The sequence below is a fragment of the Micromonospora sp. RP3T genome (assembly GCF_003027925.1).
Classification (GTDB): Bacteria; Actinomycetota; Actinomycetes; order Mycobacteriales; family Micromonosporaceae; genus Micromonospora.
The window spans coordinates 130,981-153,461 of sequence record NZ_PYPS01000005.1; the positions used below are offsets into that span (position 1 = coordinate 130,981).

Genomic DNA, 22,481 nt, shown 5'->3' on the forward strand with positions numbered 1-22,481 from the left:
GCAGGATGGTCGAGGTCGACCTAGACTCCCGCTGCGTCGATTTTTGCGTCGATCCGAGGGTGGTGGAGATGGCCGCAGGACGCAGCCGCTGGACCGCGACGCTGATCGCGGTGGCGGTGGTGCTCGGCTGGCTGATCGTCGGCGGCGTCGCCGGCCCGTACGCCGGCAAGCTCGGCGACGTCGCCACCAACGACAACGCGTCCTTCCTCCCGGCCGATGCCGAGGCCACCCGCGCCCAGGACCTCGCCGCCGGCTTCGTCGACCGGGAGACCACCCCGGCCCTGGTCGTCTACGAGCGCACCAGCGGCATCACCGCCGCCGACCAGCAGCGCATCCAGGCCGACGCGGCCCGCTTCGTCCAGGTGCCCGGCGTGGTCGGCCCGCTGCCACCGCCGGTCGTCAGCCAGGACAAGCAGGCCGCCCAGGTGATCGTCCCGATCGACAGCGCCGAGGGTGAACAGATTCGCAGCGTGGTCGACCAGCTGCGGGCCATCACCGGCCCGGACCGCGACGGGCTCACCGTCGACGTGGCCGGCCCGGCCGGCCTGCTCGGCGACCTGATCGAGGTGTTCTCCGCCATCGACGGGCCACTGCTGCTGGTCACCCTGGTCGTGGTGCTGATCATCCTGCTGATCGTCTACCGCAGCCCGGTGCTCTGGGTCTTCCCGCTGCTGGCCGCCGGGATGTCGTACTCGCTGGCCGCCGTCGTCGTCTACCAGCTCGCCAAGCACGACGTGGTGAAGCTCAACGGGCAGGCGCAGGGCATCCTCACCGTGCTCGTCTTCGGCGCCGGCACCGACTACGCGCTGCTGCTCATCGCCCGCTACCGGGAGGAACTGCACCGGCACGAACGCCCCTGGGACGCGATGAAGGCCGCCTGGAAGGGCGCCGCCCCGGCCATCATCGCCTCCGGCGCCACCGTCATCGTCAGCCTGCTCTGCCTGCTGCTGTCCAGCCTCAACTCCAACCGGGCGCTCGGCCCGGTCAGCGCCGTCGGCATCGCCGCCACGCTGCTGGTGATGCTGACGTTCCTGCCCGCCCTGCTGGTGCTCGGCGGCCGGTGGGCGTTCTGGCCCCGGCGACCCCGGCACGACGACGCCGACCCGCGTACCGAGCACGGCCTCTGGGGGCGGATCGCCGGCTTCGTGGCGCGCCGCGCGCGTACCGTCTGGATCGTCACCGCCGTGGTGCTGGCGGCCCTCGCGATCGGGGTGACCCAGCTCGGCGCCACCACGCTCGGCCAGACACAGCTCTTCACCCAGCGCACCGACTCGGTGGCCGGCCAGGAGGTCATCGACAGGCACTTCCCGGCCGGCACCGGCAGCCCGGCCACCATCTTCACCGAGCAGGCCGCCGCGCAGCGGGTCGCCCAGGTGGCCCAGGGCGTCAAGGGCGTCGCCTCCGTGCTGCCGCTCGGCCAGCAGGGCCAGAACGCGCCACCCGACCCGAATGCGCCGCCGAAGGTGGTCGACGGCCGGGTGCAGCTCAACGTGACGCTCGCCGACCCGCCCGACAGCAACGGCGCCGAACAGACCATCCGGGACCTGCGCGAGGCCGTGCACGCGGTGCCCGGGGCGGACGCCGTGGTCGGCGGGTTCACCGCCATCAACGTGGACACCGCCGACGCGTCCGTCCGCGACCGCAACGTGATCATCCCGGTGGTGCTGCTGGTCATCGCGATCATCCTGGCGCTGCTGCTGCGCGCCCTGGTCGCCCCGGTGCTGCTGATCGCCACCGTGGTGCTGTCGTTCCTGGCCACGCTCGGCCTCTGCGCGCTGCTGTTCACGTACGTCTTCGACTTCCCCGGCGTCGACCAGTCCTTCCCGCTGTTCGCGTTCGTGTTCCTGGTCGCGCTCGGCATCGACTACAACATCTTCCTGATGAGCCGCGTCCGCGAGGAGTCGGTGCGGCGCGGCACCCGCGCCGGGGTGCTGGCCGGCCTGGCGGTCACCGGTGGCGTCATCACCTCCGCCGGCATCGTGCTCGCCGCCACGTTCTCCGCGCTCGCCGTGCTGCCGCTCGTCGTGCTGGTGGAGCTGGGCGTGGCGGTCGCCGTCGGGGTGCTGCTCGACACCATCGTGGTCCGCTCGCTGCTGGTGCCCGCGCTCGCGTACGACATCGGGCCGAAGGTGTGGTGGCCCAGCCGGCTGTCCCGGTCGCACCGCGACGGCGACCGGGCCGGAGCGGGGGTGGACCGTGCCTGACATCGACGTGGTGATCGTCGGCGGCGGCCTGGCCGGCCTCGCCGCCGCCCGCCGGCTGCACCGCGCCGGCGTGTCGTGGCGGCTGCTGGAGGCCGGCGACCGGCTCGGTGGCCGGGTCGCCACCGACGAGGTCGACGGCTTCCTGCTGGACCGCGGCTTCCAGGTGCTCAACACCGCCTACCCCCGGCTCGGCACGCTGCTCGACCTCGACGCGCTCGACCTCGGCTGGTTCACCTCCGGCGTGCTGGTACGCCGCGGCGACCGGCTGGCCCGACTGGTCAACCCGCTGCGCGAGCCCACCGGCGCGCCCGGCGCGCTGACCGCCGGCGTCGGATCGCTGCGTGACCGGCTGCGCCTGGCCGCGCTCGCCGCCGGCTGCGCCACGCTGCCCGTCGGGCGGCTGCTCACCGCCACGGAGACCAGCACCGAGACGGCGCTACGCCGGGCCGGGCTCTCCGACGCGATCATCGAGGAGCTGATCCGGCCGTTCCTGGCCGGCGTGCTGCTCGACCGCGAGCTGGCCACCTCCAGCCACGTGTTCGCGGTCATCCTGCGCTCGTTCGCCAGGGGCCGGATCGGCCTGCCCGCGCGGGGGATGGGCGCGCTGCCCCGAGCCGTCGCCGCGCCGCTGCCCGCCGAGCAGCTCACGCTGCGCACGCCGGTCACCGCAGTCGCGCCCGGCCGGGTCCGCACCGAGGCCGGCGAGATCACCTGCCGTGCCGTCGTGGTCGCCGCCGACCCGCCGGCGGCGGCCACGCTGCTGCCGGCCGTCGAGCGGGTACGCATGCACGCGTACACCACCTACTACCACCGCACCGACACGCCGCCGCTGGACGAGCCGATCCTGCTGCTCGACGGCGACCGCCGGGAACTTGTCGTCAACACGGTGGTGATCAGCAACGCCGCCCCGACGTACGCGCCGGCCGGCCAGCACCTGGTGGCCACGTCCGTGGTCGGCCCGCAGGCCCCGCCCGAGCCGGTGATCCGCCGCGAGCTGGACCGCCTCTACGGCCGCTCCACCGCCGACTGGACCCACCTCACCACCGTCTCGGTGCCCGACGCGCTGCCGGCCGCCCCGCCGCCACAGGGTCGGCTGCGCAAGCCGGTGGCGCTCGGCGACGGCCTGTTCGTGGCCGGCGACCACCGCGACAGCCCGTCCATCCAGGGCGCGTTGGCCAGTGGCTGGCGCACCGCCGGCGCGGTGCTCGACGAGTTGCGGGGTTGATTCGGCGTTCCGCTGCGCGCTGTTATTCTCGCGTTGCCCATCGTGGCGTCACGGCGTCTCACGGCGCCGGAGCGGTGGTGGCCGGTGATCGATCGGCGGGTTACGATCCGACGCGCGGTGACGGGGCGGTAGCTCAGCCGGTTAGAGCAGGGGACTCATAATCCCTCGGTCGCGGGTTCGAACCCCGCCCGCCCCACCACGCCAACTCCCAGGTCAATGACGGTGACGCGGGTCGCGCCCGGCCCGACGACGTGTCGGGCCGGGCGCGTCGCGCGTGCTATGCCACGAAGCGGGCTCGGCGCCGCCGCCCGATCACGTAGCCCACGCCACCGAGGAGCAGCAGCGTGCCGCCGATGGCGGCCACGGTCGCGGTGTCGGAACCGGTCACCGGCAGCCCGCCGCCCTCGCCGCCGGGCGCACCCGGGCTGACGGAGGGGGCAGCGGTCGGTGCGACCGTCGTCGAGGCGCTGGGCGAGGCGCTCGCCGTCGGCGTGGGCTGAACCGTCGGCGTCGCCGTCGGCTGCGCCGCGCAGTCGAGCGCGCGGGCGTCGTACAGGCCGGTGTTCAGGAAGGCCAGGAGGACGTCGATGGACCCGTCGTCGAGTGCCTTCTGCGTCGCGGCCCGCACGTTGGGACCGGCGCCGGTCATGGCCTGGTTCGTCTTGACGCGCAGGTCCGTCTGCCAGCGGTCCTGCACGTCCGACTTGAGGAACGCGCGCAGATCATCCGCGGTGCCGTTCAGCCGGTCCTCGATGGCCTTGGGCAGAACGAGCAACGATTCGGCTTGGGCCTCAGCCAGAAGCCGGTAGCCCAACAGCCGCAACTCGGCGTTGGTGGCGGTGTCCACATCGATGGTGATGAGCTCGCGGAAATCCTTGTAGACCTTGCGCTCCACCGTCTGGCAGGCCGGATCCAGCCCGGGCACCTGAGCCTGAGCCGCCGCAGGCGCCGCCGGAATCAGAAAAGCCAGCGCCACCAGGACGCCGGCCGACAACTTCCATCGCACGTGGATGGTCCTCCCCGTTGTAGACAAAACATGGAGATGCTACCGACAGCGGGCGGACCGCACTGCCCCGCGCGAAGCGCGGTGATGGAGGGCGCTGGGTGCATCTGTGGTCGCGGGGGCGACCACAGATGCACCCACATGCCGGTCCTTCCGGCGGCAGGAGGCGGGCGTCAGTGGTCAGCCGCACGGGGGCGCGCAGGCTCGTCGCCCCGCCGTCCCGGGCCCTCCGCCGGCGGCAGTGGCGCCATGCGTTCCTCGTACACCTGGATCTCGGCCCGGAAGCGGTGCGCGGCCGGATGCCAGATCTCCTCGAACGGCCCCATGACGTTGTCGCCGACGCCCCGGCGACGGACCCGGGCCGCCAGCCACGCGAGACACCCCAGGACGGCCGCCAGGACACCGACGACCAGCACGATCGCCAGCAGTTCAGCCATCGACCCACCCTAGCGGCGATCGTCGGGGCCGGGGCTGCGCCGCCGGAGTCGGATGCCGCATGCTGTCCGCCATGGCGATCTTCGACCCCAAGGCCGACCTGCTCGACTACCTGCGCGGGGCGCGCAGCGTACTGGTGTGGAAGCTCGACGGGCTGGACGAGTACGACATCCGCCGCCCGCTGACGCCCACCGGCACGAACCTGCTGGGCCTGGTCAAGCACTCGGCCCGAGGCGAGTTCGGCTACTTCGGTGAGACCTTCGGTCGGCCGAGCGATGCCGTTCCTCAGTGGCCGGCGGGCGAGGAGACGTGGGATACGTGGGCCCTGCCGACCGACTCGCGCGAGTCCGTCATCGAGCTGTACCGACGGTCCTGGGCGCACGCGGACGCCACGATCGAGGCGTTGCCGCTGGACGCGGTGGGTCGGGTGCCGTGGTGGGGCGACGGCGGCGAGGTGACGCTGCACCACGTCCTGGTGCACGTGACCGCCGAGACGCAGCGCCACGCCGGCCACGCCGACATCGTCCGAGAGCTGATCGACGGCATGGTCGGTCTGCTCCCCACCATGACGAACGTGCCGGACCTGGACCCGGCGGCCGTGACTGCCCATCGGGACATGGTGGAGCGGAACGCGCGGGAGGCCGCCGGCGCGGAGGGGGACTGACTCGGGTACGCGACGGACGCATCGCCGAACTCTGGGGCCTGTCGGCCCTCACCCGCGAACGCTGACCCATCTCGGCGGGACGGGACCCGGCCGGCTCGGGGTTCACGCCTCCCGGACGCTCGCGGTGCCCCGAGGGTGGCGGGGCGCCTCGATCTCGTCGAGCAGCGCGATCGCGAAGTCCGGGTAGCTGATCCGGCTGGCCGGATCGCCGTGCGCGGCGAACTCGTAGCGGCCGGTACGGGCGCCGTCGTGGTCGAAGTCGCCCGCCGGTGCCACGTACGACCAGTAGAGCTCGCAGTGTCGCAGCTCGGCGAGGCCCGCCGCGTGGCCGAGGAAGAACGGGCGGTACTCGTCCGGGTAGCCGGGCTCGTCCATCAGGGGCACGCCGGACGGCCCGGGCAGGACCGGTGCGAGACCGACCACCACCAGGCGGCGTACGCCCGCCTCGGTGAGCCCGGCGGCCAGCGCGCGCGACGACGCGGGGAAGAAGTCCTGCGCTGGCACGGTCAGGTCCGCCGCCGCGCTGATCGCCGCGTCCTGCCCGGCGGCGGCCCGCGCCACGCTGTCCGGGTCGGTGACGTCGCCGGCCACCACCGGCGCGTCGATCGGGTCGCGGTGCCGGGCGGGGTCGCGTACCACCGCCGTGACCCGGTGGCCGCGCCGCCGCGCCTCGGCCACGGCCCGGCGTCCGGCGCGACCGCCGGCGCCGAAGATCACGATGTTCATGAGAAGATGCCTCTCACCAGGGCCGGAGCCCTGTGCCCGGCCGGTGCGCCGACGGTATCGACGGGCCTGGTTACCTCCGGGATACCGGCTATCGTGAGCCGCATGAGGCAACCGTTGCCCGCCGACATGTTCGACGAGCTGTGCCCGTCCTCGCTCAACCCGATCCGGTTCGGCGACAAGTGGGCGGCGCTCATCATCCGCTGCCTCGAAGGCGGCCCACGGCGCTTCTCCGAGCTGCGGGTGCCGCTGCGCCGCGTCACCCCGAAGGTGCTCACCGGCTCGCTGCGCGCCCTGGAACGGGACGGTCTGGTGACGCGCACCGTCCACCCCGGACGCACCGTCGAGTACGAGCTGACGCCGGTGGGCCGCAGCATGCTCGAACCGATCGCGGTGGCGTGCGCCTGGACCGAGCGGCACTGGGACGAACTGCTCGACGCGCGCGAGTCGTACGACGCCGCGGCGCCTCCCGGCCGGCGGACCCGGCCGGCGTGACGATTGCGACTGTCGACCGGGCCGACTAGCGTCAGCGTTCGTGAACACCGGACCGGCCCGAGGCCATGCACGGATTGGTGATCCGGTGGAGGTCTGACCGCGCCACGGGTGCGCCACAAGCACCCGCCAGGCCGGGCCCGCGGACCTCCCCGCCGCTCGCGCACCGATGGTTCCCATTCGTGTCGAGCACCGTGAGGTCAACCGCATGACCGTTTCGTTCAACCACACCATCGTCGCCGCCCGGGACCGCCACGCGTCGGCCCGGTTCTTCCGGGAGCTGCTGGAGCTGCCGGAGGCGCCGTCCTGGGGTCCGTTCACCAACGTGCAGCTCTCCGACGGCGTGCTGCTCCAGTTCGCCGAGCCGCCGGTGGAGATCCAGATGCAGCACTACGCGTTCCTGATCGACGACGACCTGTTCGATCGGGCGTACCAGCGGCTGTGCGACCAGGGCGTCGAGCATTGGGCCGATCCGCAGATGCGTCGCCCCGGTGAGATCAACGACGAGCACGGCGGCCGGGGCGTCTACTTCAAGGACCCCGGGGGCCACGCCATCGAGCTGATCACCCGCCCGTACCTGTAGTTCGGACGGGTGCCGGCCGGGCGCCGAGACCGGTGCCCGGCCGGCACGCCAGCCCGCCGGGCGGGCAACTCCGGTCAGCCGATCGCCCGACCCTGTGGGACGCTGACGGCATGGCTCGACAGTCGACGGCATGGTCCCGGATGTCCGCCCGGCAGCGGCGCGTGGTCGGGGTCGCGCTGGGCCTGGCGGTCTGCGGCGTCGTGCTGGCGCTGGCGGTCGATCCGGCATTCGGCGCGATGGTCATCTCGGCGGCGTCGCTGGTCGCCATCCTCGCCGTGGTGTTCACCCCGCCGGCCTGAGACGGCGTCCAGGTCGTCAGCGCGCCGACTCGACGTACGCGGCCAGGTTGGCCAGCGAGGACGCGATGCCCTCCTCGTGCACCGCCTGGTCGATGCCGGGTGGCACGCCGGTCGCGGTGACGGTCACCTCGGTCGCGTCGCCGGCCGCGGCCAGGTGCCAGGTCAGGGTCATGGCCCCCGCGTACGCCGGGTCGTCGGCCTCGAACACCGCGGTCTGCACCACCCGCTCCGACCGGACCAGGTCGGCGAACCCGACGTCGACGACGTCCGTCGCGTCCGACGTCTTGCCCGGACTGCCGGTCGGGTCGAGGTAGGTGAGCGCCATCCGGAAACCGCCACCGGGGCGGGGATCCCACCGATCGATCCGCCCGCGCATGCCGTCCGGCGGCAGCCACGCCTCCAGCGCGTCCCGGCGCAGAAGCGCGTCGTAGACCGTCGCCGGCGTCGCGGCGATCGTCCTGCTGGCCCGATCGATCCTGCTCACCACTCGATTCTAGGAGCCGGTCGAGGAGACGATGGGCGGGTGAGATTTCCGCTCTCGACGCCGCCCGCCATTCCCGCCGGCACCCTCGCGTCCGGTCCGCAGCCGACGCTCGCCGTCGGCGACGACCTCGTCCTGCGGCCGTGGCAGGCGTCCGACGCGTCGGCGTTCCTCGCCGCCTACCAGGATCCCGAGATCCGCCGCTGGCACACCCGCCGACCCGACTCCGAGGACCAGGTCCGCGACTGGTTCGCGTACTACCGCCGGGCGTGGCGCCAGGAGACGGCGGCGAGCTGGGCGATGACGGACGGCGGCGGTGAGCCGCTCGGGCGCATGGTGCTGGGCGCCATGGATCTCGGGGACGGGGTGGCGGTGTGCGCGTACTGGGTGGTGCCGGCCGCCCGCGGCGCGGGCGTGGCCTCCCGGTCGTTGCGGGCGGTGAGTGACTGGGCGCTCGGCGCCGGCTTCCACCGTCTCGAACTCGACCACTCGACCCGCAACCAGGCGTCCTGCCGGGTCGCCGTCAAGGCCGGCTTCCGGGCCGAGGGCACCAGGCGCAACGCCGCCGTCCACCCGGACGGACGGCACGACATGCACCTGCACGCCCGCGTCCGCGGCGACGCGTAGCCCAGATGGACAGCGGCTGCCACGGGCACGCCGCGCACGGCTGGTCGCGCGGATGAGAGAGTGACGGCGTGCGGGTGGGGATCCTCGGGCCGCTGGAGGTCCGCGACGGCGAACGGGCCGTCGACGTCGCCGGCGCCCGGCTGCGGGCGCTGCTGATCCGTCTCGCCCTGGACCCGGGCCGCCCGGTGAGCGTGCCGGCGCTGGCCGAGGCGCTCTGGGCGGACGCGCCGCCCGCCGACACCGCGAACGCCGTGCAGACGCTGGTGTCCCGGCTGCGCCGCGCGGTGCCCGGGCTCGGGGTACGCAGCGGCCCGACCGGGTACCGGCTCGACCTGGCCCCGGACGACGTGGACGCGGAGCGGTTCGCGCGGCTGGCCCGCCAGGGTCGGGAGGCGCTGCGCGACGGCGACCCGCAGCGGGCGCTCGGGTCACTGCGGGACGCGCTGGCACTGTGGCGCGGCCCGGCGCTGGCCGAGGTCGCCGACGCCTCGTACGCGGACGCCGCAGTGGCGCGCCTGACGGAGCTGCGGCTCACCGCCCAGGAGGACCGGATCGAGGCGGAGCTGCGGATCGGCCGGCCGGAGCTGCTGGTGGCCGAGCTGGACGAGTTGACCGCCGCGCATCCGCTGCGGGAGCGGCTGGCCGCGCTGCGCCTGCGGGCGCTGGCCGCCGCCGGCCGGCCCGCCGAGGCGCTGGCCGCGTACGAGCGGATCCGGGAGCGGCTCGCCGAGGAGCTGGGGGTGGATCCCTCGCCCGAGCTGCGGGCCGCGCACCTGGCGTTGTTGCGGGGCGAGGCGGCCCCGCCACCGGCACCCGCCGGGCGGCGGGGGAACCTGCGCGCCGCGCTCACCACGTTCGTCGGGCGGGACGACGACCTGCGTCGGCTCACCGGGCTGCTCGCCGGCAACCGGCTGGTCACGCTGCTCGGGCCGGGCGGCGCCGGCAAGACCCGGCTGGCGAGCGTGGCGGCCGGCCGGCTGGCGGACGGCGTACCGGGTGGGGCCTGGCTCGTCGAGCTGGCCCCGATCACCGACCCGGGGGACGTGCCCCGCGCCGTGCTCGACACGCTCGGTCGCCGGGAGCGGGCGCTGGAACCGGCCCGGACCCCGCCCCGCGACACGCTCGGCCGGCTGGTCGACGCGCTCGCCGCCGACGAGACGTTGATCGTGCTGGACAACTGCGAGCACGTCGTCGACGCGGCTGCCCGGCTCGCCGAGGAGTTGCTCGGCCGTTGCCCGGGGCTGCGTGTGCTGGCCACGTCCCGCGAGCCGCTCGGCATCGTCGGCGAGGCGCTGGATCCGGTACCGCCGCTGCGCCTGCCGCCGGCGGACGTGTCGCCGGCCGACGCGGTCGCGTACCCCTCGGTGCAGTTGCTGCGCGACCGGGCCGGGGCCGTGCGGGCCGGGTTCACGGTGACCGACGACAACGTCGCCGACGTGGTGGAGATCTGCCGCCGCCTGGACGGCCTGCCGCTCGCCATCGAACTGGCCGCGGCGCGGCTGCGGACTGTGTCGCCGCGGCAGGTCGCGGCCGGCCTGGACGACCGGTTCCGGCTGCTGACCGGCGGCAGCCGGACCGCGCTGCCCCGGCACCGGACGCTGCGCGCGGTGGTGGACTGGAGCTGGGGTCTGCTCACCGGCGGCGAGCGCCGGCTCGCCGAGCGGCTCGCCGTGTTCCCGGCCTCGGTCACCGCCGAGTCGGCGGCCGGCGTCGCCGGCCCGGCCGCCGCCGCGCTGCTCGACGCGCTCGTCGACAAGTCGCTGCTCCAGGTGGTCGGCGACGGGCGGTTCCGGATGCTGGAGACCATCCGGGAGTACGGGCTGGAGCGGCTCGTCGCGGCCGGCGTCGCCGCCGAGGCGCGGGCCGCGCACGCCGCGTACTTCCGGGACCTGGTGGTGACCGCGGAGCCGCACCTGCGCACTGCCGGCCAGCTCCCCTGGCTGCGGCTGCTGGCCGCGGAACGGGAGAACATCGTCGGCGCGCTGCACTTCGCCTGCGACGCCGGGGACGCCGACACCGCGCTGCGGATCGGCGCCGGGCTGGCGCTGCCGCTGATCATCTGGGGGGACGACGGTGGGATCGGCGGCGACGTGCTGGCCCGCGCGCTCGCGTTGCCCGGCCCGGTGCCGGCGGCGGAGCGGGCCGTGGTGCTCGCCATCCGCATGATCACCGAGATGTTCCACAGCGCCCGCGAGCCCGTGCCGGAGCGGATCGCGGAGCTGACCGACGCGGTCCGCGCGGCGCAGGGGACCGGGCACCCGCTGGTGGCGCTGCTCGAACCGGCCCTGTCGATGTTCACCGACGACACCGCCGCCGGGATCGCGGCGGTGGACCGCGCCCGCGGGCACCCCGACCCGTGGACCGACGGCACGCTGCTCACCATGCGCGGCCAGATCCGGGAGAACGACGGCGACGCCGAGGGCATGCTGCGCGACCTGACCGGGGCGGTCGCGGAGCTGCGGGTGGTCGGCGAACGGTGGAGCCTGTCGATGGTGTTGAGCCAGTACGCCGACGCGCTCACCAAGCGCGGTGACTTCCCGGCGGCCACGGCCGCGCTGGAGGAGTCGGCGCGGCTGGTCCGCGAGCTGAACCCGAGCGCCGAGCCGGGCTTCCAGTTGATCTGGCTGGCGGCCATCCGGGCCCGGTCCGGGGACGTGGCCGGCGCCAAGGCGGAACTGCGCCGGTTCGTGGCCGAGCGGGTGGGCGACCGGGAGGGTCGGGACGCCGCGTTCGCGCTGATGATGCTCGGCGACATCGCCCGGATCGAGGGTTCGCTCGACGAGGCGGCGGAGTGTTTCGCGGAGGCGATGCGCCGCCAGGACGAGGCGCCGCTCGTCGCGCCGCAGTTCCGCGGGCTGCTGTTGGCCGCGATGGCGAACCTCGCGCTCGCCCGGGGCGACGTGCCGGGTGCGCGTGGCTGCCTGGCCGAGGCCACCGCCCGGGGGCTCGCCGCCCGGGACATGCCGGTGATCGCGATCATCGCGGTCGGCTGGGTGGCGGTCGCCGCGGCGGAGGGCCGGTACGAGCGGGCCGCCGAGCTGCTCGGCACGTCCGACTCGCTGCGCGGCTGGCCGGACCGGTCCAACCCGGACGCGCAGCGGCTCGCCGAGCGGCTGCGCGTCGAACTGGGCGACGACGGGTACGCCGCCGCGTACGCCAGGGGGCACGGTCTGAGCCGGACCGCCGCCCTGGCGTCCGTGAGCGGTGACCCGGCCCCGGACGGCCTGAGTCGGGCCGCCGCCCCGGCGAGCGGCGACCCGGCCCGGTGAGACGGCCGCCGCCCGACGTTCGCGGGGCGGCGGCCCGACTCGGTGTGGCTGACTGCGTGCGGCGGCGGCCCTGGCCGCCCGGTACGGTCGGTCAGGCGCGGCGCCGGTAGGCCCGCACGGCCAGCGGCGCGCAGACCGCGATGATCGCCACGGTCCAGATCAGTGACCGGGTCACCGGCCCGGCGACCGGGCCGCCGAGGATCAGGCCCCGCGCCGCGGTCATCACGTCGGCCACCGGGTTCACGCCGACCCACCACTGCAACCAGCCGGGCATCGTGTCGGTGGGCGCCATCATGTTGGTGCCGAACGTCAGCGGGAACATCACCAGGAACGCGGTGCCCTGCACCGCGCTCGGGCTGCGCATCAGCACGCCGAGCAGCACCCCGACCCAGCTCACCGCGAACGCGAACGCGATGGTCAGCAGGCACGCCGCCAGCGTGGACAGCGGATCGGTGCCGATCCGGAAGCCGATGGCGTAGCCGAACGTGAACAGCACCACGATCGAGACCACGAACCGCACCAGGTCGCCGACCACGGAGCCGACGAGCGGCGCGGACCGGGCGATCGGCAGGCTGCGGAACCTGTCGAAGACGCCCTTCTCGATGTCGGTGTTGAGGCTGACGCCGGTCGCGACGGACGCGAACAGCACGGTCTGCACCATGATCGCCGGGAGCAGGAACTCCAGGTACTCATGCTGCGAGCCGGAGATCGCGCCGCCCAGCAGGTAGACGAAGATCAGCACGAAGACGATCGGTTGGAGCGTCACGTCGAGGAGCTGCTCCGGCGTGCGGAGCGTCTTGATCAGGCTGCGGCCGGCGAGCGCGAGGCTGTGCCGGACCAGCCCGAACGGGCGGGCGCCGGCCCGGGGCGCACGGGTCCGGGGCGGCGTCGCCGCCGGGTGCGTGGTCGTGGTCATGCCGCCACCTCCGTGGGCTGCTCGGCGCCGTGGCCGGTCAACGTGAAGAACACCTCGTCCAGGCTGGGCAGCCGTAGCGCCAGCTCGACCACCCCGATGCCGGCGTCGTCGAGCCGGCGGACGACAGCGGTGAACGCCGCGTCGCCCTCCACCGGCACGGTGAGCAGGCCGGGCCGGGGCAGTTCGGGTTCGGCGCCGGTGGCGGCGCGCAGGATGTCGGCGACCTCGCCGATCCGCTCCGGCTCGGTCGGCCGGACCACGATGGTCTGGCTGCCGGCGATGCGCTTCAGCTCGGCCGGCGTGCCGTGGGCGATCACCCGGCCGTGGTCGATCACCGAGATCTCGTCGGCCAGCGCGTCCGCCTCGTCCAGGTACTGCGTGGTGAGCAGCACCGTCGAGCCGTCGTCGACGAGCGAGCGGACCACCCCCCACATCTCCTCGCGCTTGGCCGGGTCCAGGCCGGTCGTCGGCTCGTCCAGGTAGATCACCTCCGGGCGGCCGACCAGGCTCGCGGCCAGGTCCAGCCGGCGGCGCATGCCACCGGAGTACGTCTTGGCCGGCCGTCCGGCGGCGGCGGTCAGGTCGAACCAGGCGAGCAGTTCGGCCGCCCGCGCCCGGGCGTCGCGCCGGCTCAGGTCCAGCAGCCGGCCGATCAGCACCAGGTTCTGCGTACCGGTCAGGTCCTCGTCGACCGACGCGTACTGTCCGGTCAGGCCGATCAGCCGGCGGACCCGGGCGGCGTCGGCGACCACGTCGTGACCGCCGACGGTGGCCCGCCCGGAGTCCGGGCGCAGCAGGGTGGCGAGGATGCGTACCGCGGTGGTCTTGCCGGCGCCGTTCGGCCCCAGCACCCCCAGCACGGTCCCCCGTCGTGCGGCGAGGTCGATCCCGGCCAGCGCGGTCGTCGAACCGAACCGCTTGACCAGGCCCTCCGCCTCGAATGCGTAACTCATGGCACCGACCATGGCGGGCGCCGCTGGCAGCGCGCGCACACGACGCTGACACCGGTACGCACACCGCGCCGCCGACCGACAGGAGGTGCCCGCTCGCCGCGCCCGCCGACCACCTGGATCGGTGAACGGCCGGCCCGGATGGCGGTGGCGAGGTGCGCCGCCCGGCCCGGCTGGGCATACTCGCCGGATGTCCGATCAGTCCCGGCGCCCGGCGGCGTCGCCGATGCTGGCCGCGCTGCGCGACGGCACAGGCGACCACCACACCGCCGTGGAACGGCGGCTCGGCCTGCCCGACCGGATCCGCTCCCGAGGCGATCTGGCCGCCGCGCTGGTCGGGCTGCTCGCCGCCTGGTCGCCGCTGGAGCGGGACCTCGCCGCCGCCGACTGGTCCGGGCTCCCGCTCGACCCCCGGCTGGGCGGGGCCACCGCGTTGCTCCGCGCCGACCTGGCCACCCTCGGCGTCGCGCCCGACCGGCCGGTCGCCGGTTCGTCGGGTCTCCGCTTCGACACCCTCGCCCGGGCGGTCGGCGGCCGGTACGTCCTGCTCGGCAGCGCCCTGGGCGGCAGCGTCATCGCGCCGGAGGTGGAGCGCCGGCTGGGATTGGCCGAGGGGGAGGCGACCCGGTTCTTCCGCCGCAGTGGGGGCTCGCCAGGGCGCGACTGGCGGGACTTCCGGCGCGCGCTGGCCAGGCGGGAGTGGTCGGCGGCCGAACGGCACGACGCCGTCGAGGCGGCCCGGCGGACCTTCGACGTCGTGGGTGATGCCGCGCCCGTGACCTGAGGCTCAGGGACGGTCCAGGCGCTCGGCGTACGCGTCGCGCAGCGCGGCCCAGTCGAATTCCTTCGCCTCCGCGCCGCGGATCGGGCCGACCGGGTCGCCGTCGAGCAGGTGCCCGGCGACGTCCAGGCAGAGGTGCCAGCCGGCGGCCACCATCGGGGCCAGGTCGGACCGGTCGATCCGGTGCCGCAGCGTGAGCGTGGTGCCGGCGTCGGTCGGCGTCAGTTCCCAGCGGAGCGGGGCGGTGCCCCAGGTGTACTCCAGCACGCGCGGGGGGTCCGCGCGCAGGACCGTGGCCGGCGCCGGGTGCGCCCGGTCGCCGTCGACCGTGCGGAGTGTGGTCTCGCCGGGGCTGCCCAGGTCGCGGTCGGCCAGGAACGGGGCCCACTCGGCGAGCTGCGCCGGGTCGGTCAGCGCGGTCCAGACCCGTTCGGGCGGGTGCCGCAGGCCGCGGACGAGGACCAGGTCCCACCGGTCGTCGACCGGAACCCGGTCGACGTCGGCGAGCGGGCCGGGGCGGAAGCTGTCACGTTGCATCGTCACTCCTGACGGTCGAGATGGCGCTCCAGGGCGTCGAGGTGTTCGGTCCACATCAGCCGGTACGGCCCGAGCCAGTCGTCCACCGCCCGCAGCGGCCCGGTGTCGACCCGGTAGATCCGCCGTTGGGCCGCGCTGCGGCAGGTGACCAGGCCCGCCTCGCGCAGCACCCGGAGGTGTTTGGAGACGGTCGGCTGGCTCATGCCCAGCGCGCCCACCAGGTCGCCGACGCTGCTCTCCGCCCGGCGCAGCCGGTCGAGGATGCGGCGGCGGGCGGGCTCGGCCAGTACGGCGAAGGTGTCCACGGGCACCCGTCCAATATGCCACACCGGTTATATGTCTGTGGGGGCATGAAGGGTGTCCCTATGCTCGGGGCATGGAACTGCGGATCTTCACCGAACCCCAGCAGGGGGCCAGCTACGACCAGTTGCTCGCCGTGGCGCGACGCGCGGAGGAGACCGGCTTCGCCGCGTTCTTCCGCTCCGACCACTACCTGAAAATGGGCTCGGTGAGCGGCGATCCCGGACCGACCGACGCCTGGACCACGCTCGCCGGCCTGGCCCGTGACACCACCCGGATCCGGCTCGGCACGCTGATGAGCGCCGCCACGTTCCGGCTGCCCGGCCCGCTCGCCATCACCGTGGCTCAGGTCGACCAGATGAGCGGCGGCCGGGTCGAGCTGGGCATCGGCGCCGGCTGGTACGCCGAGGAGCACGCCGCCTACGGCATCCCGTTCCCGCCGGTGGGCGAGCGGTTCGACCGACTGGAGGAGCAACTCGCGATCATCACCGGTCTCTGGTCCACCCCGGCCGGTGCCACGTTCGACTTCCCCGGCACGTACTACCCGGTCACCGACTCGCCGGCGCTGCCCAAGCCGGTGCAGCGACCCCGCCCGCCGGTCCTGCTCGGCGGTCGCGGCCCGAAGCGCACGCCCGGTCTGGCCGCCCGGTACGCCGACGAGTTCAACATGCCGTTCGCCTCGGTCGACGACACGACGGCCCAGTTCCGGCGGGTGCGGGACGCCTGCGCCGAGATCGACCGGGACCCGGCCACGATGACCTGGTCCAACGCGCTGGTGCTCTGCTGCGGCCGGAACGACGCCGAGGTGGCCCGGCGCGCCGAGGCGATCGGCCGGGAGCCCGCCGAACTGCGCGCGAACGGCGCGGCGGGCACGCCCGCCGAGGTGGTCGACACGCTCGGCCGGTACGCCGGGACGGGCAGCAGCCGGATCTACCTCCAGGTGCTCGACCTGGCCGACCTGGACCACCTGGAACTGGTCGCCGCCGAGGTGATGCCGCAGCTCTGAGCGCGGACCCGCGACCAGGGCCGCAGGGCGTCAGCCCGCCGGCGCCCGCCGGATCGTGTCGAGCCGGCCGTCGCGGTCGCTGTCCAGGTACGTCAGGTCCGGGACGCCGTCGCCGTCCAGGTCGACCTGCACCACGTCGGCCACGCCGTCGCCGTCCAGGTCGATGGCCACCTCGACGGAGCCGTCCAGATGCCGGGTCATGATCGACCGGCCCGGCCCCTCGCGTGGCGGTGGCCCCGGGTGGGGCACCGGGTCCGGCTCGGGTTCCGGCGTCGGCACCGGCGCGGTCAGGTCCGGACCGGCCTCGGTCGGGTCGGGGCCGACGCCGGTCGGGTCGATCTCCTCCTCCGACGGGTACACGTCGCCGCGGAGGCTCGGGTCGCGGTAGCTGCTCATCCGTCCAGGATTCCCGCTGCGACCCCGAAGCAACCCTGCCCGCGCCGGATGGCGGATGATGCAGCGCATGACCGACACCAACTGGGCCGGCAACGTCCGTTGGTCGGCCCGGACCCGGCACCGGCCGACCTCCCTCGACGAACTGCGCCGGCTGGTCGCCGGGGCGGACCGGGTCCGGGCCGTCGGCACCGGCCACTCGTTCAACCGGCTGGGCGACACCACGGGCGTCCAGGTCGCGCTGGACGGGTTGCCGCCCACCGTCGCGCTCGACCCTGACCGCGGCACCGTCACGGTCGCCGCCGGCCTGCGCCACGGCGACCTGGCCACCACACTGCACGCCCAGGGGTACGCGCTGGCGAACCTCGCCTCGCTGCCGCACATCTCGGTGGCCGGCTCGGTCGCCACCGCCACCCACGGCTCCGGTGTCGCCAACCGCAACCTGGCCGCCGCCGTCGCCGCGGTCGAACTGGTCACCGCCGACGGCGACCTGCTCACCGTCGACCGGACCGACAGCCGGTTCGCCGGCCTGGTGGTCAACCTCGGCGCGCTGGGCGTGGTCACCCGGCTCACGCTCGACGTGGTCGGAACGTTCACGGTGCGGCAGTACGTCCGGCTCGGCCTGCCCCGCGCCGCGCTCGACGAGGCGCTGGACGCCGCGTACAGCGTCAGCGTGTTCACCGGCTGGCGGTCGGCGCGCTTCGACCAGGTGTGGATCAAGCAGCTCGCCGACCAGGCGCCGCCGCCGGCCGACTGGCTGGACACGGCGGCGGCCGAGACGCCGCAGCACCCGGTGCCCGGCATGTCACCCGAGCACTGCACCGCCCAGTTCGGCGAGCCCGGCCCGTGGCACGAGCGGCTGCCGCACTTCCGGCTCGGCTTCACCCCGAGCAGCGGCGACGAGTTGCAGTCCGAGTGGCACGTGGCCCGCGCCGACGCGGCGGCGGCGCTCGCCGCGCTCGACCCGGTCGCCGAGCGGATCGCCGCCGTGCTCCAGATCTGCGAGCTGCGTACGGTGGCCGCCGACGAACTGTGGCTGAGCCCGAACTTCCGCCGGGACACGCTGGCGCTGCACTTCACCTGGATCGGCGACCCGGCGGCGGTCGCGCCGGTGCTGGCCGAGGTGGAGCAGCGGCTCGCCCCGTTCGCGCCGCGCCCGCACTGGGGCAAGCTGTTCGACCGGGACCCGGCCGCCGCGTACCCCCGGCACGCCGACTTCGTCGCGCTGCTGCGCGAGTTCGACCCGGCCGGGAAGTTCCGCACCGCGGAGCTGGACCGCTACTTCCCCCGCGACTGACGGCCCACGGCGCGGCGGTCAGCGACCGGTGGACGTCTGCTGACGCAGGCTGCCGCGCTGCACCGCGCGGCTGATGTCGCTGGGCGAGACGATCCCGACCAACTGGTCGTCGATCACCACCAGCGCCCGGCCGTCGGTGCACTCGTTGAGCCGGGGGAGCAGGTCGGTGAGCTGCTCCTCCGGGCGGGCGAGCACCAGCTCGTCGGCCCGGCAGGACACCTCGGCCAGCGTGGTGGACGCGCGGCGGTCCGGCGCGGTGCCGCGTACCCGGTCGAGGGTGACCAGACCGACCGGTCGGCCGTCGGCGGTCAGCGGCAGCGCCGAGTGCCGGTACGCGAACAGGTAGTGGTCGACGAAGTCGGCCACTGTCAGGTCACCGGACGCGGTCTGCGGCTGCGGCGTCATGACGTCGCCGACCCGGACGCCGCGCAGCGCGTCGCCGACCCGCGCCTGCCGCTCCTCCTGCCCGGCCGCGCCGATCAGGAACCAACCGATCAGCGCCAGCCAGAGCCCACCGAAACCGGCGCCGCTGAGGAACCGCCACAGCCCGAGCCCGATCAGCACGATGCCCAGCACCCGGCCGGCGCCGGCGGCCACCACCGAGGCGCGGGTCCGGTCGCCGGTGGCCTTCCACACCGCCGCCCGCAGCAACCGGCCGCCGTCCAGCGGCGCGGCCGGCAGCACGTTGAAGAGCGCCAGCAGCACGTTGATGCCGGCCAGCCAGGAAAGCGCGCCGAGCAGCAGACCGTGCCCGCCGGCCACCGCGACGGCTACCGCGATCGCGCCGAACACCACGCCGATGATCAGGCTGACCAGCGGCCCGACGCCGGCGATCCGCAGCTCGGCGCCGGGATCCCTCGCCTCGCCCTTCAGCTCGGCGACGCCGCCGAAGAGCCAGAGCGTGATGCCCTCGACCTCGATGCCGTTGCGCTTGGCCACCACCGCGTGCGACACCTCGTGGGCGAGCAGGCCGAGGAAGAAGACCACCGCGGCGGCCAGGCCGGCCGCGACGTAGGCGATCGTGGAGTGGCCGGGGTACGAGCGCGGGAACAGGCTGGCCGACAGCGTCCAGGCGATCAGCACGAAGATGACCAGGACACTCCAGTTGACGCCGACGGGTACGCCCGCGACCCGGCCGAGCCGGAAACTCGCCCTCATCGCTCCGTCTTACCCAGCGCGCCGCTCCGGTAACGGAGTATGCGCCGACTATGCTGAGAGTATGACGCGCCGTATCACGATCAGCCTGCCCGACGACGTCGCCGAGTACGTCGAGCGTTCGCAGGGCACGACGTCCGGGTTCATCGCGGACGTGCTGCGGCGGAAGATGCGTGCCGACGGGCTGCGGGCCCGGTGGGCCGAGCACGGCTACGTGGTGACCGACGCGGACGTCGAGCGCGCCCGCCGCCGGCTGGCGGAACTACCGCCCATCACCGATGAGCAGCACGACCGGAACATGCGGTGGCTCCGCCAGTTCGGCGACGACGAGGGAAGTGCGGCGGCGTGAACGGGCTCGTCCTGGACACCTCCGCCCTGCTCGCCTACGCCTCCGGGGACAGCGTCGAGCCCGGGGCGCTGTTGACCCTCGCGCAGGAGGACCCGACGCAGGACGTGTGGATCCCCGCGCTGTGCCTGGGCCAGGCGCAGCTCCAGCTCGCCGGGACGCCGGCGACCGACCTGCTCGATCTGCTTCTGGACACCGACCGGGACATCCAGGTCGCGGTCTACGACGGCCCGACCAGTCGGCGGGTGGCCCGGATCGCGGCGAGCTGCAAGGTGCCCCTCGACGTGGCCCACGCCGTCGCCACCGCCGTCCTCTACCGCTGTTACCTGGTGACTCGGGACGCCTCGACGGTGGCTGCGGTGGCCCCACCCGACCTGGAACTCCTCGACATTTCCGACTCCTGGGAGTCCTAGCGGTGGCAGACCGCCTCCAGGTTGATGCCGTGCGGGTCCCGCACGAAGGCGCCGTAGTAGTCGTCGTGGTACTCGGGATGCACGGCGGGCGTCAGCAGTGACGTGGCGCCGGCGTCGAGCGCGGCGCGGTGGAAGCTGGCGACGTCCTCGCGGGTGTCGACGGTGAAGGCCAGGTGCATGTTCGTGCCGACCGTGCCGCCGTCGATGAGCCAGAAGTACGGCTTCACCCCGGCCAGCCCGAAGCCGGTCATGGCGGTCGGCTGGTTCGGGGTCGCGTTCGGCGGGATCTGGAGCATCTTGCTGATCCCGATGCTGGCCAGCACGGGCTCGTAGAAGGCCACCGCGGCGGCGAGGTCGGGCACGGCGACGTTGAGGTGGTCGATTCTGGACCCGGAGCGATCAAGACTCATGGCGTGAGCTTGCCCCGGGTGGCGGTCACCCGGTGACCGCTACCCGGCCCGGTTGCGCCGGGGTGCCTCACTCACCACGGTCGGGGAGAACTCGTTGGCCGCCTCGACCGCCCACTCCAGCGCGTGGTCGGCCTCCGCCTCCCAGCCCGGTTCGCCGCCGACGAAGTGCGACCTGCCCGGGAACTCCCGGTAGCCCGTGATCGCGGTGGAAGCGCGGTAGAGGTTGGCGAGACTGCTGGCCAGCGACGGCGGGATCACGTGGTCCTCGCCACCGGCGGTGATCAGCAGCGGTGCCCGGTCGCTGCGCTTCTTGTCGATCTCGGTGGCCGAGTCCGGGTCCAGGTTGGCGAACGAGCCCTCGAACAGCACGTGCCCGGCGCCGGGTACGGCGTACCGCTGCCAGGCCGCGTCGGACTCCGCCCGGGTGAGCGTGTTGCCGAAGGCGTACCGGAAGTCCTCGGCGGTGAACGGGACCGCGCGGTGCCGGTTGGCCGGGTTGTGCAGGATGGAGAACCCGGAGCGCAACGTGCTCAGCGGCAGCTTGAGCACGCCCTTGACCGGCGCGGGGTGTACGCCGACGACGGCGGCGCCGAGCCGACGGTCCAGCAGCAGTTGGGCGATCAGACCGCCGAACGAGTGCCCCATGACGATCGGCGGTCGGGGCAGCTCCCGGATGATCGTCGCGTAGTGGTCGACGATGGTGGCGATCCGCTGGCCGGCGATCGGCGTGGGGTCGGCCCGCAGGTCTTCGACCTCGCGGTCCATGCCGGGCCAGGCCGGCGTGAGCACCCGGAAGCCGCGCGCCGTGTAGCGGTCGGCCCAGCGCTCCCAACTTCGCGACGTCATCCAAAGCCCGTGGATGAGCACGATCGTGTCGACGCGTCCGGTCGGTACGCCCATGCCGCGGGTTACCCGGCCCGGCGCCCCTCACTCCCGACGCGGCTCGTCAAGAGGGGGCCCCTTCTATACCGGAGGCGTTAACAGGGGGCCCCTGCTTACACCTGACAAATGTCACGGGCGAGAGGTGACGGGCGCTCCGGGGGCCGGGGCGTCGCGGGTCGGAGCATCATGGGTATGACCGACACCGCACCGGCCGTGGAACTGGCCGGACTCACCAAGACCTACGGCCCGGTGACCGCCGTGGACGGGCTCAGCCTGCGGATCACAGCCGGTGAGGTGGTGGCCTTCCTCGGCCCCAACGGCGCCGGCAAGACCACCACCGTGGACATGCTGCTCGGGCTGGCCCGACCGGACGCCGGCACGGTCCGGCTCTTCGGCGGCAGCCCGATCGACGCCGTCCGGCACGGCCGGGTCGCCGCCGTGATGCAGACCGGCGGGCTGCTCAAGGACCTCACCGTCGCCGAGACGGTACGGATGACCGCGCACTTCTACGGCCACACCCGGCCGGTGGCCGAGGTGCTGGAGCGCGCCGGCATCGCCGAGATCGCCGACCGGCCGGTGGGCAAGTGCTCCGGCGGCCAGCAGCAGCGGCTGCGGTTCGCCCTGGCGTTGCTGCCCGACCCGGACCTGATGGTGCTGGACGAGCCGACCACCGGCATGGACGTCGAGGGCCGGCGCGACTTCTGGCAGGCGATCCGGGCCGACGCCCGCTCCGGCCGGACCGTCCTGTTCGCCACCCACTACCTGGACGAGGCCGACGCGTACGCGGACCGGATCGTGCTGGTCCGGGCCGGCCGGGTGGTCGCCGACGGCACCACCGCCGAGATCAAGAACCTGGCCGCCGGCCGGGTGGTGCGGGCCACGTTGCCCGGCGCCGACCAGGCCGCGCTCGCCGCGCTGCCCGGCGTCCGCTCCGTCGAGGTACGCGGCGACGCGATCCTCGTGCACAGCGAGGACTCCGACGTCGTCGCCCGGCACCTGCTGACCCGCACCGACGCCCGGGACCTGGAGATCACCTCACGCAACCTCGAGGACGCGTTCCTCGCCCTGACCGCCGCCTGACCGACCTACC

At 74.1% G+C, this 22,481-nt stretch carries 26 protein-coding genes and 1 tRNA gene; 15 read left to right on the forward strand and 12 right to left on the reverse strand.

Features of this window, described 5'->3' with window-relative positions:
- Nucleotides 1-68 precede the first annotated feature (68 nt).
- The 3 genes from C8054_RS06330 to C8054_RS06340 all read left to right on the forward strand — a co-directional run bounded on the left by C8054_RS06330 (nt 69) and on the right by C8054_RS06340 (nt 3,628).
- Nucleotides 69-2,204 carry an MMPL family transporter gene (locus tag C8054_RS06330; protein ID WP_107155891.1) on the forward strand — a complete coding sequence of 712 codons (2,136 nt, stop codon included), beginning with the start codon at nt 69-71 and terminating at the stop codon, nt 2,202-2,204.
- Nucleotides 2,197-3,429, forward strand: a complete 1,233-nt coding sequence (locus C8054_RS06335) for an FAD-dependent oxidoreductase (RefSeq protein WP_107155777.1) — start codon at nt 2,197-2,199, stop codon at nt 3,427-3,429. The genes C8054_RS06330 and C8054_RS06335 overlap by 8 nt, the downstream gene beginning before the upstream one ends.
- A 122-nt stretch (nt 3,430-3,551) precedes the next feature.
- Nucleotides 3,552-3,628 (forward strand) — tRNA-Ile (locus C8054_RS06340).
- Between the two features lie 78 nt (nt 3,629-3,706).
- Here C8054_RS06340 and C8054_RS06345 read toward each other — a convergent pair.
- On the reverse strand, nt 3,707-4,435 hold the full coding sequence (locus C8054_RS06345) for an LPXTG cell wall anchor domain-containing protein (RefSeq protein ID WP_107155778.1): 729 nt from the start codon (nt 4,433-4,435) through the stop codon (nt 3,707-3,709).
- A 170-nt stretch (nt 4,436-4,605) separates the two neighbouring features.
- On the reverse strand, nt 4,606-4,869 hold the full coding sequence (locus C8054_RS06350; protein ID WP_107155779.1) for a hypothetical protein: 264 nt from the start codon (nt 4,867-4,869) through the stop codon (nt 4,606-4,608).
- A 71-nt stretch (nt 4,870-4,940) separates the two neighbouring features.
- Between C8054_RS06350 and C8054_RS06355 the strand changes: the two genes are divergently transcribed.
- Entirely contained in the window at nt 4,941-5,531 is a 591-nt protein-coding gene (locus C8054_RS06355) for a DinB family protein (RefSeq protein ID WP_107155892.1), read from the forward strand.
- 102 nt (nt 5,532-5,633) lie between these two features.
- Here the strand turns inward: C8054_RS06355 and C8054_RS06360 are convergent, their stop codons facing one another.
- The gene (locus tag C8054_RS06360) at nt 5,634-6,257 is read right to left on the reverse strand and encodes an NAD(P)-dependent oxidoreductase (protein WP_107155780.1); all 624 of its coding nucleotides are present in this window, start codon (nt 6,255-6,257) and stop codon (nt 5,634-5,636) included.
- Nucleotides 6,258-6,359: 102 nt separating this feature from the next.
- Here C8054_RS06360 and C8054_RS06365 point away from each other — a divergent pair, with 102 nt between their 5' ends.
- From C8054_RS06365 to C8054_RS31680, 3 genes are all read left to right on the forward strand, one after another.
- On the forward strand, nt 6,360-6,749 hold the full coding sequence (locus tag C8054_RS06365; protein ID WP_107155781.1) for a helix-turn-helix domain-containing protein: 390 nt from the start codon (nt 6,360-6,362) through the stop codon (nt 6,747-6,749).
- 205 nt (nt 6,750-6,954) lie between these two features.
- Nucleotides 6,955-7,329, forward strand: coding sequence for a VOC family protein (locus tag C8054_RS06370; RefSeq protein WP_107155782.1), 375 nt, complete (start codon nt 6,955-6,957; stop codon nt 7,327-7,329).
- A gap of 110 nt (nt 7,330-7,439) precedes the next feature.
- Nucleotides 7,440-7,628 carry a hypothetical protein gene (locus C8054_RS31680; RefSeq protein WP_146179878.1) on the forward strand — a complete coding sequence of 63 codons (189 nt, stop codon included), beginning with the start codon at nt 7,440-7,442 and terminating at the stop codon, nt 7,626-7,628.
- 16 nt (nt 7,629-7,644) lie between these two features.
- Here the strand turns inward: C8054_RS31680 and C8054_RS06375 are convergent, their stop codons facing one another.
- Nucleotides 7,645-8,112 (reverse strand): SRPBCC family protein, encoded by a 468-nt coding sequence (locus C8054_RS06375; RefSeq protein WP_107155893.1) that lies wholly within the window; start codon nt 8,110-8,112, stop codon nt 7,645-7,647.
- Nucleotides 8,113-8,151: 39 nt separating this feature from the next.
- Here C8054_RS06375 and C8054_RS06380 point away from each other — a divergent pair, with 39 nt between their 5' ends.
- Both C8054_RS06380 and C8054_RS06385 read left to right on the forward strand, forming a co-directional pair.
- Nucleotides 8,152-8,736, forward strand: coding sequence for a GNAT family N-acetyltransferase (locus tag C8054_RS06380; protein WP_107155783.1), 585 nt, complete (start codon nt 8,152-8,154; stop codon nt 8,734-8,736).
- Nucleotides 8,737-8,804: 68 nt separating this feature from the next.
- Entirely contained in the window at nt 8,805-12,005 is a 3,201-nt protein-coding gene (locus C8054_RS06385) for a BTAD domain-containing putative transcriptional regulator (protein WP_107155784.1), read from the forward strand.
- Nucleotides 12,006-12,096: 91 nt separating this feature from the next.
- On the opposite strand, the gene C8054_RS06390 is transcribed toward C8054_RS06385, so the two are convergent.
- Together C8054_RS06390 and C8054_RS06395 are read right to left on the reverse strand one after the other, a co-directional pair.
- The gene (locus C8054_RS06390) at nt 12,097-12,921 is read right to left on the reverse strand and encodes an ABC transporter permease (protein WP_107155785.1); all 825 of its coding nucleotides are present in this window, start codon (nt 12,919-12,921) and stop codon (nt 12,097-12,099) included.
- The gene (locus C8054_RS06395) at nt 12,918-13,874 is read right to left on the reverse strand and encodes an ATP-binding cassette domain-containing protein (RefSeq protein ID WP_107155786.1); all 957 of its coding nucleotides are present in this window, start codon (nt 13,872-13,874) and stop codon (nt 12,918-12,920) included. The genes C8054_RS06390 and C8054_RS06395 overlap by 4 nt, the downstream gene beginning before the upstream one ends.
- 187 nt (nt 13,875-14,061) lie before the next feature.
- On the opposite strand from C8054_RS06395, the gene C8054_RS06400 reads away from it, so the two are divergent.
- Nucleotides 14,062-14,655, forward strand: a complete 594-nt coding sequence (locus tag C8054_RS06400) for a biliverdin-producing heme oxygenase (RefSeq protein WP_107155787.1) — start codon at nt 14,062-14,064, stop codon at nt 14,653-14,655.
- Between the two features lie 3 nt (nt 14,656-14,658).
- Here the strand turns inward: C8054_RS06400 and C8054_RS06405 are convergent, their stop codons facing one another.
- Nucleotides 14,659-15,189, reverse strand: a complete 531-nt coding sequence (locus C8054_RS06405; RefSeq protein ID WP_107155788.1) for an SRPBCC family protein — start codon at nt 15,187-15,189, stop codon at nt 14,659-14,661.
- Between the two features lie 2 nt (nt 15,190-15,191).
- A complete protein-coding gene (locus C8054_RS06410; RefSeq protein WP_107155789.1) occupies nt 15,192-15,500 on the reverse strand; it encodes a helix-turn-helix transcriptional regulator in 309 nt (102 codons plus the stop codon).
- 65 nt (nt 15,501-15,565) lie between these two features.
- On the opposite strand from C8054_RS06410, the gene C8054_RS06415 reads away from it, so the two are divergent.
- Nucleotides 15,566-16,495, forward strand: coding sequence for an LLM class F420-dependent oxidoreductase (locus tag C8054_RS06415; RefSeq protein ID WP_107155790.1), 930 nt, complete (start codon nt 15,566-15,568; stop codon nt 16,493-16,495).
- Between the two features lie 30 nt (nt 16,496-16,525).
- Here the strand turns inward: C8054_RS06415 and C8054_RS06420 are convergent, their stop codons facing one another.
- Entirely contained in the window at nt 16,526-16,891 is a 366-nt protein-coding gene (locus tag C8054_RS06420) for a hypothetical protein (protein ID WP_107155791.1), read from the reverse strand.
- Between the two features lie 67 nt (nt 16,892-16,958).
- Between C8054_RS06420 and C8054_RS06425 the strand changes: the two genes are divergently transcribed.
- Nucleotides 16,959-18,185 carry an FAD-binding protein gene (locus tag C8054_RS06425; protein ID WP_107155792.1) on the forward strand — a complete coding sequence of 409 codons (1,227 nt, stop codon included), beginning with the start codon at nt 16,959-16,961 and terminating at the stop codon, nt 18,183-18,185.
- A gap of 18 nt (nt 18,186-18,203) precedes the next feature.
- On the opposite strand, the gene C8054_RS06430 is transcribed toward C8054_RS06425, so the two are convergent.
- Nucleotides 18,204-19,343: a site-2 protease family protein gene (locus C8054_RS06430; protein ID WP_107155793.1), complete on the reverse strand. Its 1,140-nt coding sequence runs from the start codon at nt 19,341-19,343 to the stop codon at nt 18,204-18,206.
- Between the two features lie 61 nt (nt 19,344-19,404).
- Between C8054_RS06430 and C8054_RS06435 the strand changes: the two genes are divergently transcribed.
- Together C8054_RS06435 and C8054_RS06440 are read left to right on the forward strand one after the other, a co-directional pair.
- On the forward strand, nt 19,405-19,689 hold the full coding sequence (locus C8054_RS06435) for a hypothetical protein (RefSeq protein WP_107155794.1): 285 nt from the start codon (nt 19,405-19,407) through the stop codon (nt 19,687-19,689).
- On the forward strand, nt 19,686-20,099 hold the full coding sequence (locus C8054_RS06440; protein WP_107155795.1) for a PIN domain-containing protein: 414 nt from the start codon (nt 19,686-19,688) through the stop codon (nt 20,097-20,099). Before C8054_RS06435 ends, C8054_RS06440 begins: the two co-directional genes overlap by 4 nt.
- Here C8054_RS06440 and C8054_RS06445 read toward each other — a convergent pair.
- Both C8054_RS06445 and C8054_RS06450 read right to left on the reverse strand, forming a co-directional pair.
- Nucleotides 20,096-20,509 carry a VOC family protein gene (locus C8054_RS06445; protein WP_107155796.1) on the reverse strand — a complete coding sequence of 138 codons (414 nt, stop codon included), beginning with the start codon at nt 20,507-20,509 and terminating at the stop codon, nt 20,096-20,098. The two genes, C8054_RS06440 and C8054_RS06445, sit on opposite strands and share 4 nt — an antisense overlap.
- A 39-nt stretch (nt 20,510-20,548) precedes the next feature.
- Nucleotides 20,549-21,409, reverse strand: coding sequence for an alpha/beta hydrolase (locus C8054_RS06450; protein WP_107155797.1), 861 nt, complete (start codon nt 21,407-21,409; stop codon nt 20,549-20,551).
- Nucleotides 21,410-21,583: 174 nt separating this feature from the next.
- Between C8054_RS06450 and C8054_RS06455 the strand changes: the two genes are divergently transcribed.
- Nucleotides 21,584-22,471 carry an ABC transporter ATP-binding protein gene (locus C8054_RS06455; protein ID WP_107155798.1) on the forward strand — a complete coding sequence of 296 codons (888 nt, stop codon included), beginning with the start codon at nt 21,584-21,586 and terminating at the stop codon, nt 22,469-22,471.
- The last annotated feature ends 10 nt before the right edge of the window (nt 22,472-22,481 follow it).

What these genes read in the sequence shown, in the direction of transcription:
- C8054_RS06330 (WP_107155891.1), top strand. Translation starts at nt 69, where the DNA reads ATGGCCGCAGGACGCAGCCGCTGGACCGCGACGCTGATCGCGGTGGCG.
- C8054_RS06350 (WP_107155779.1), bottom strand. Translation starts at nt 4,869, where the DNA reads ATGGCTGAACTGCTGGCGATCGTGCTGGTCGTCGGTGTCCTGGCGGCC.
- C8054_RS06355 (WP_107155892.1), top strand. Translation starts at nt 4,941, where the DNA reads ATGGCGATCTTCGACCCCAAGGCCGACCTGCTCGACTACCTGCGCGGG.
- C8054_RS06360 (WP_107155780.1), bottom strand. Translation starts at nt 6,257, where the DNA reads ATGAACATCGTGATCTTCGGCGCCGGCGGTCGCGCCGGACGCCGGGCC.
- C8054_RS06365 (WP_107155781.1), top strand. Translation starts at nt 6,360, where the DNA reads ATGAGGCAACCGTTGCCCGCCGACATGTTCGACGAGCTGTGCCCGTCC.
- C8054_RS06370 (WP_107155782.1), top strand. Translation starts at nt 6,955, where the DNA reads ATGACCGTTTCGTTCAACCACACCATCGTCGCCGCCCGGGACCGCCAC.
- C8054_RS31680 (WP_146179878.1), top strand. Translation starts at nt 7,440, where the DNA reads ATGGCTCGACAGTCGACGGCATGGTCCCGGATGTCCGCCCGGCAGCGG.
- C8054_RS06390 (WP_107155785.1), bottom strand. Translation starts at nt 12,921, where the DNA reads ATGACCACGACCACGCACCCGGCGGCGACGCCGCCCCGGACCCGTGCG.
- C8054_RS06395 (WP_107155786.1), bottom strand. Translation starts at nt 13,874, where the DNA reads ATGAGTTACGCATTCGAGGCGGAGGGCCTGGTCAAGCGGTTCGGTTCG.
- C8054_RS06400 (WP_107155787.1), top strand. Translation starts at nt 14,062, where the DNA reads ATGTCCGATCAGTCCCGGCGCCCGGCGGCGTCGCCGATGCTGGCCGCG.
- C8054_RS06405 (WP_107155788.1), bottom strand. Translation starts at nt 15,189, where the DNA reads ATGCAACGTGACAGCTTCCGCCCCGGCCCGCTCGCCGACGTCGACCGG.
- C8054_RS06415 (WP_107155790.1), top strand. Translation starts at nt 15,566, where the DNA reads ATGGAACTGCGGATCTTCACCGAACCCCAGCAGGGGGCCAGCTACGAC.
- C8054_RS06420 (WP_107155791.1), bottom strand. Translation starts at nt 16,891, where the DNA reads ATGAGCAGCTACCGCGACCCGAGCCTCCGCGGCGACGTGTACCCGTCG.
- C8054_RS06425 (WP_107155792.1), top strand. Translation starts at nt 16,959, where the DNA reads ATGACCGACACCAACTGGGCCGGCAACGTCCGTTGGTCGGCCCGGACC.
- C8054_RS06430 (WP_107155793.1), bottom strand. Translation starts at nt 19,343, where the DNA reads ATGAGGGCGAGTTTCCGGCTCGGCCGGGTCGCGGGCGTACCCGTCGGC.
- C8054_RS06435 (WP_107155794.1), top strand. Translation starts at nt 19,405, where the DNA reads ATGACGCGCCGTATCACGATCAGCCTGCCCGACGACGTCGCCGAGTAC.
- C8054_RS06445 (WP_107155796.1), bottom strand. Translation starts at nt 20,509, where the DNA reads ATGAGTCTTGATCGCTCCGGGTCCAGAATCGACCACCTCAACGTCGCC.
- C8054_RS06450 (WP_107155797.1), bottom strand. Translation starts at nt 21,409, where the DNA reads ATGGGCGTACCGACCGGACGCGTCGACACGATCGTGCTCATCCACGGG.
- C8054_RS06455 (WP_107155798.1), top strand. Translation starts at nt 21,584, where the DNA reads ATGACCGACACCGCACCGGCCGTGGAACTGGCCGGACTCACCAAGACC.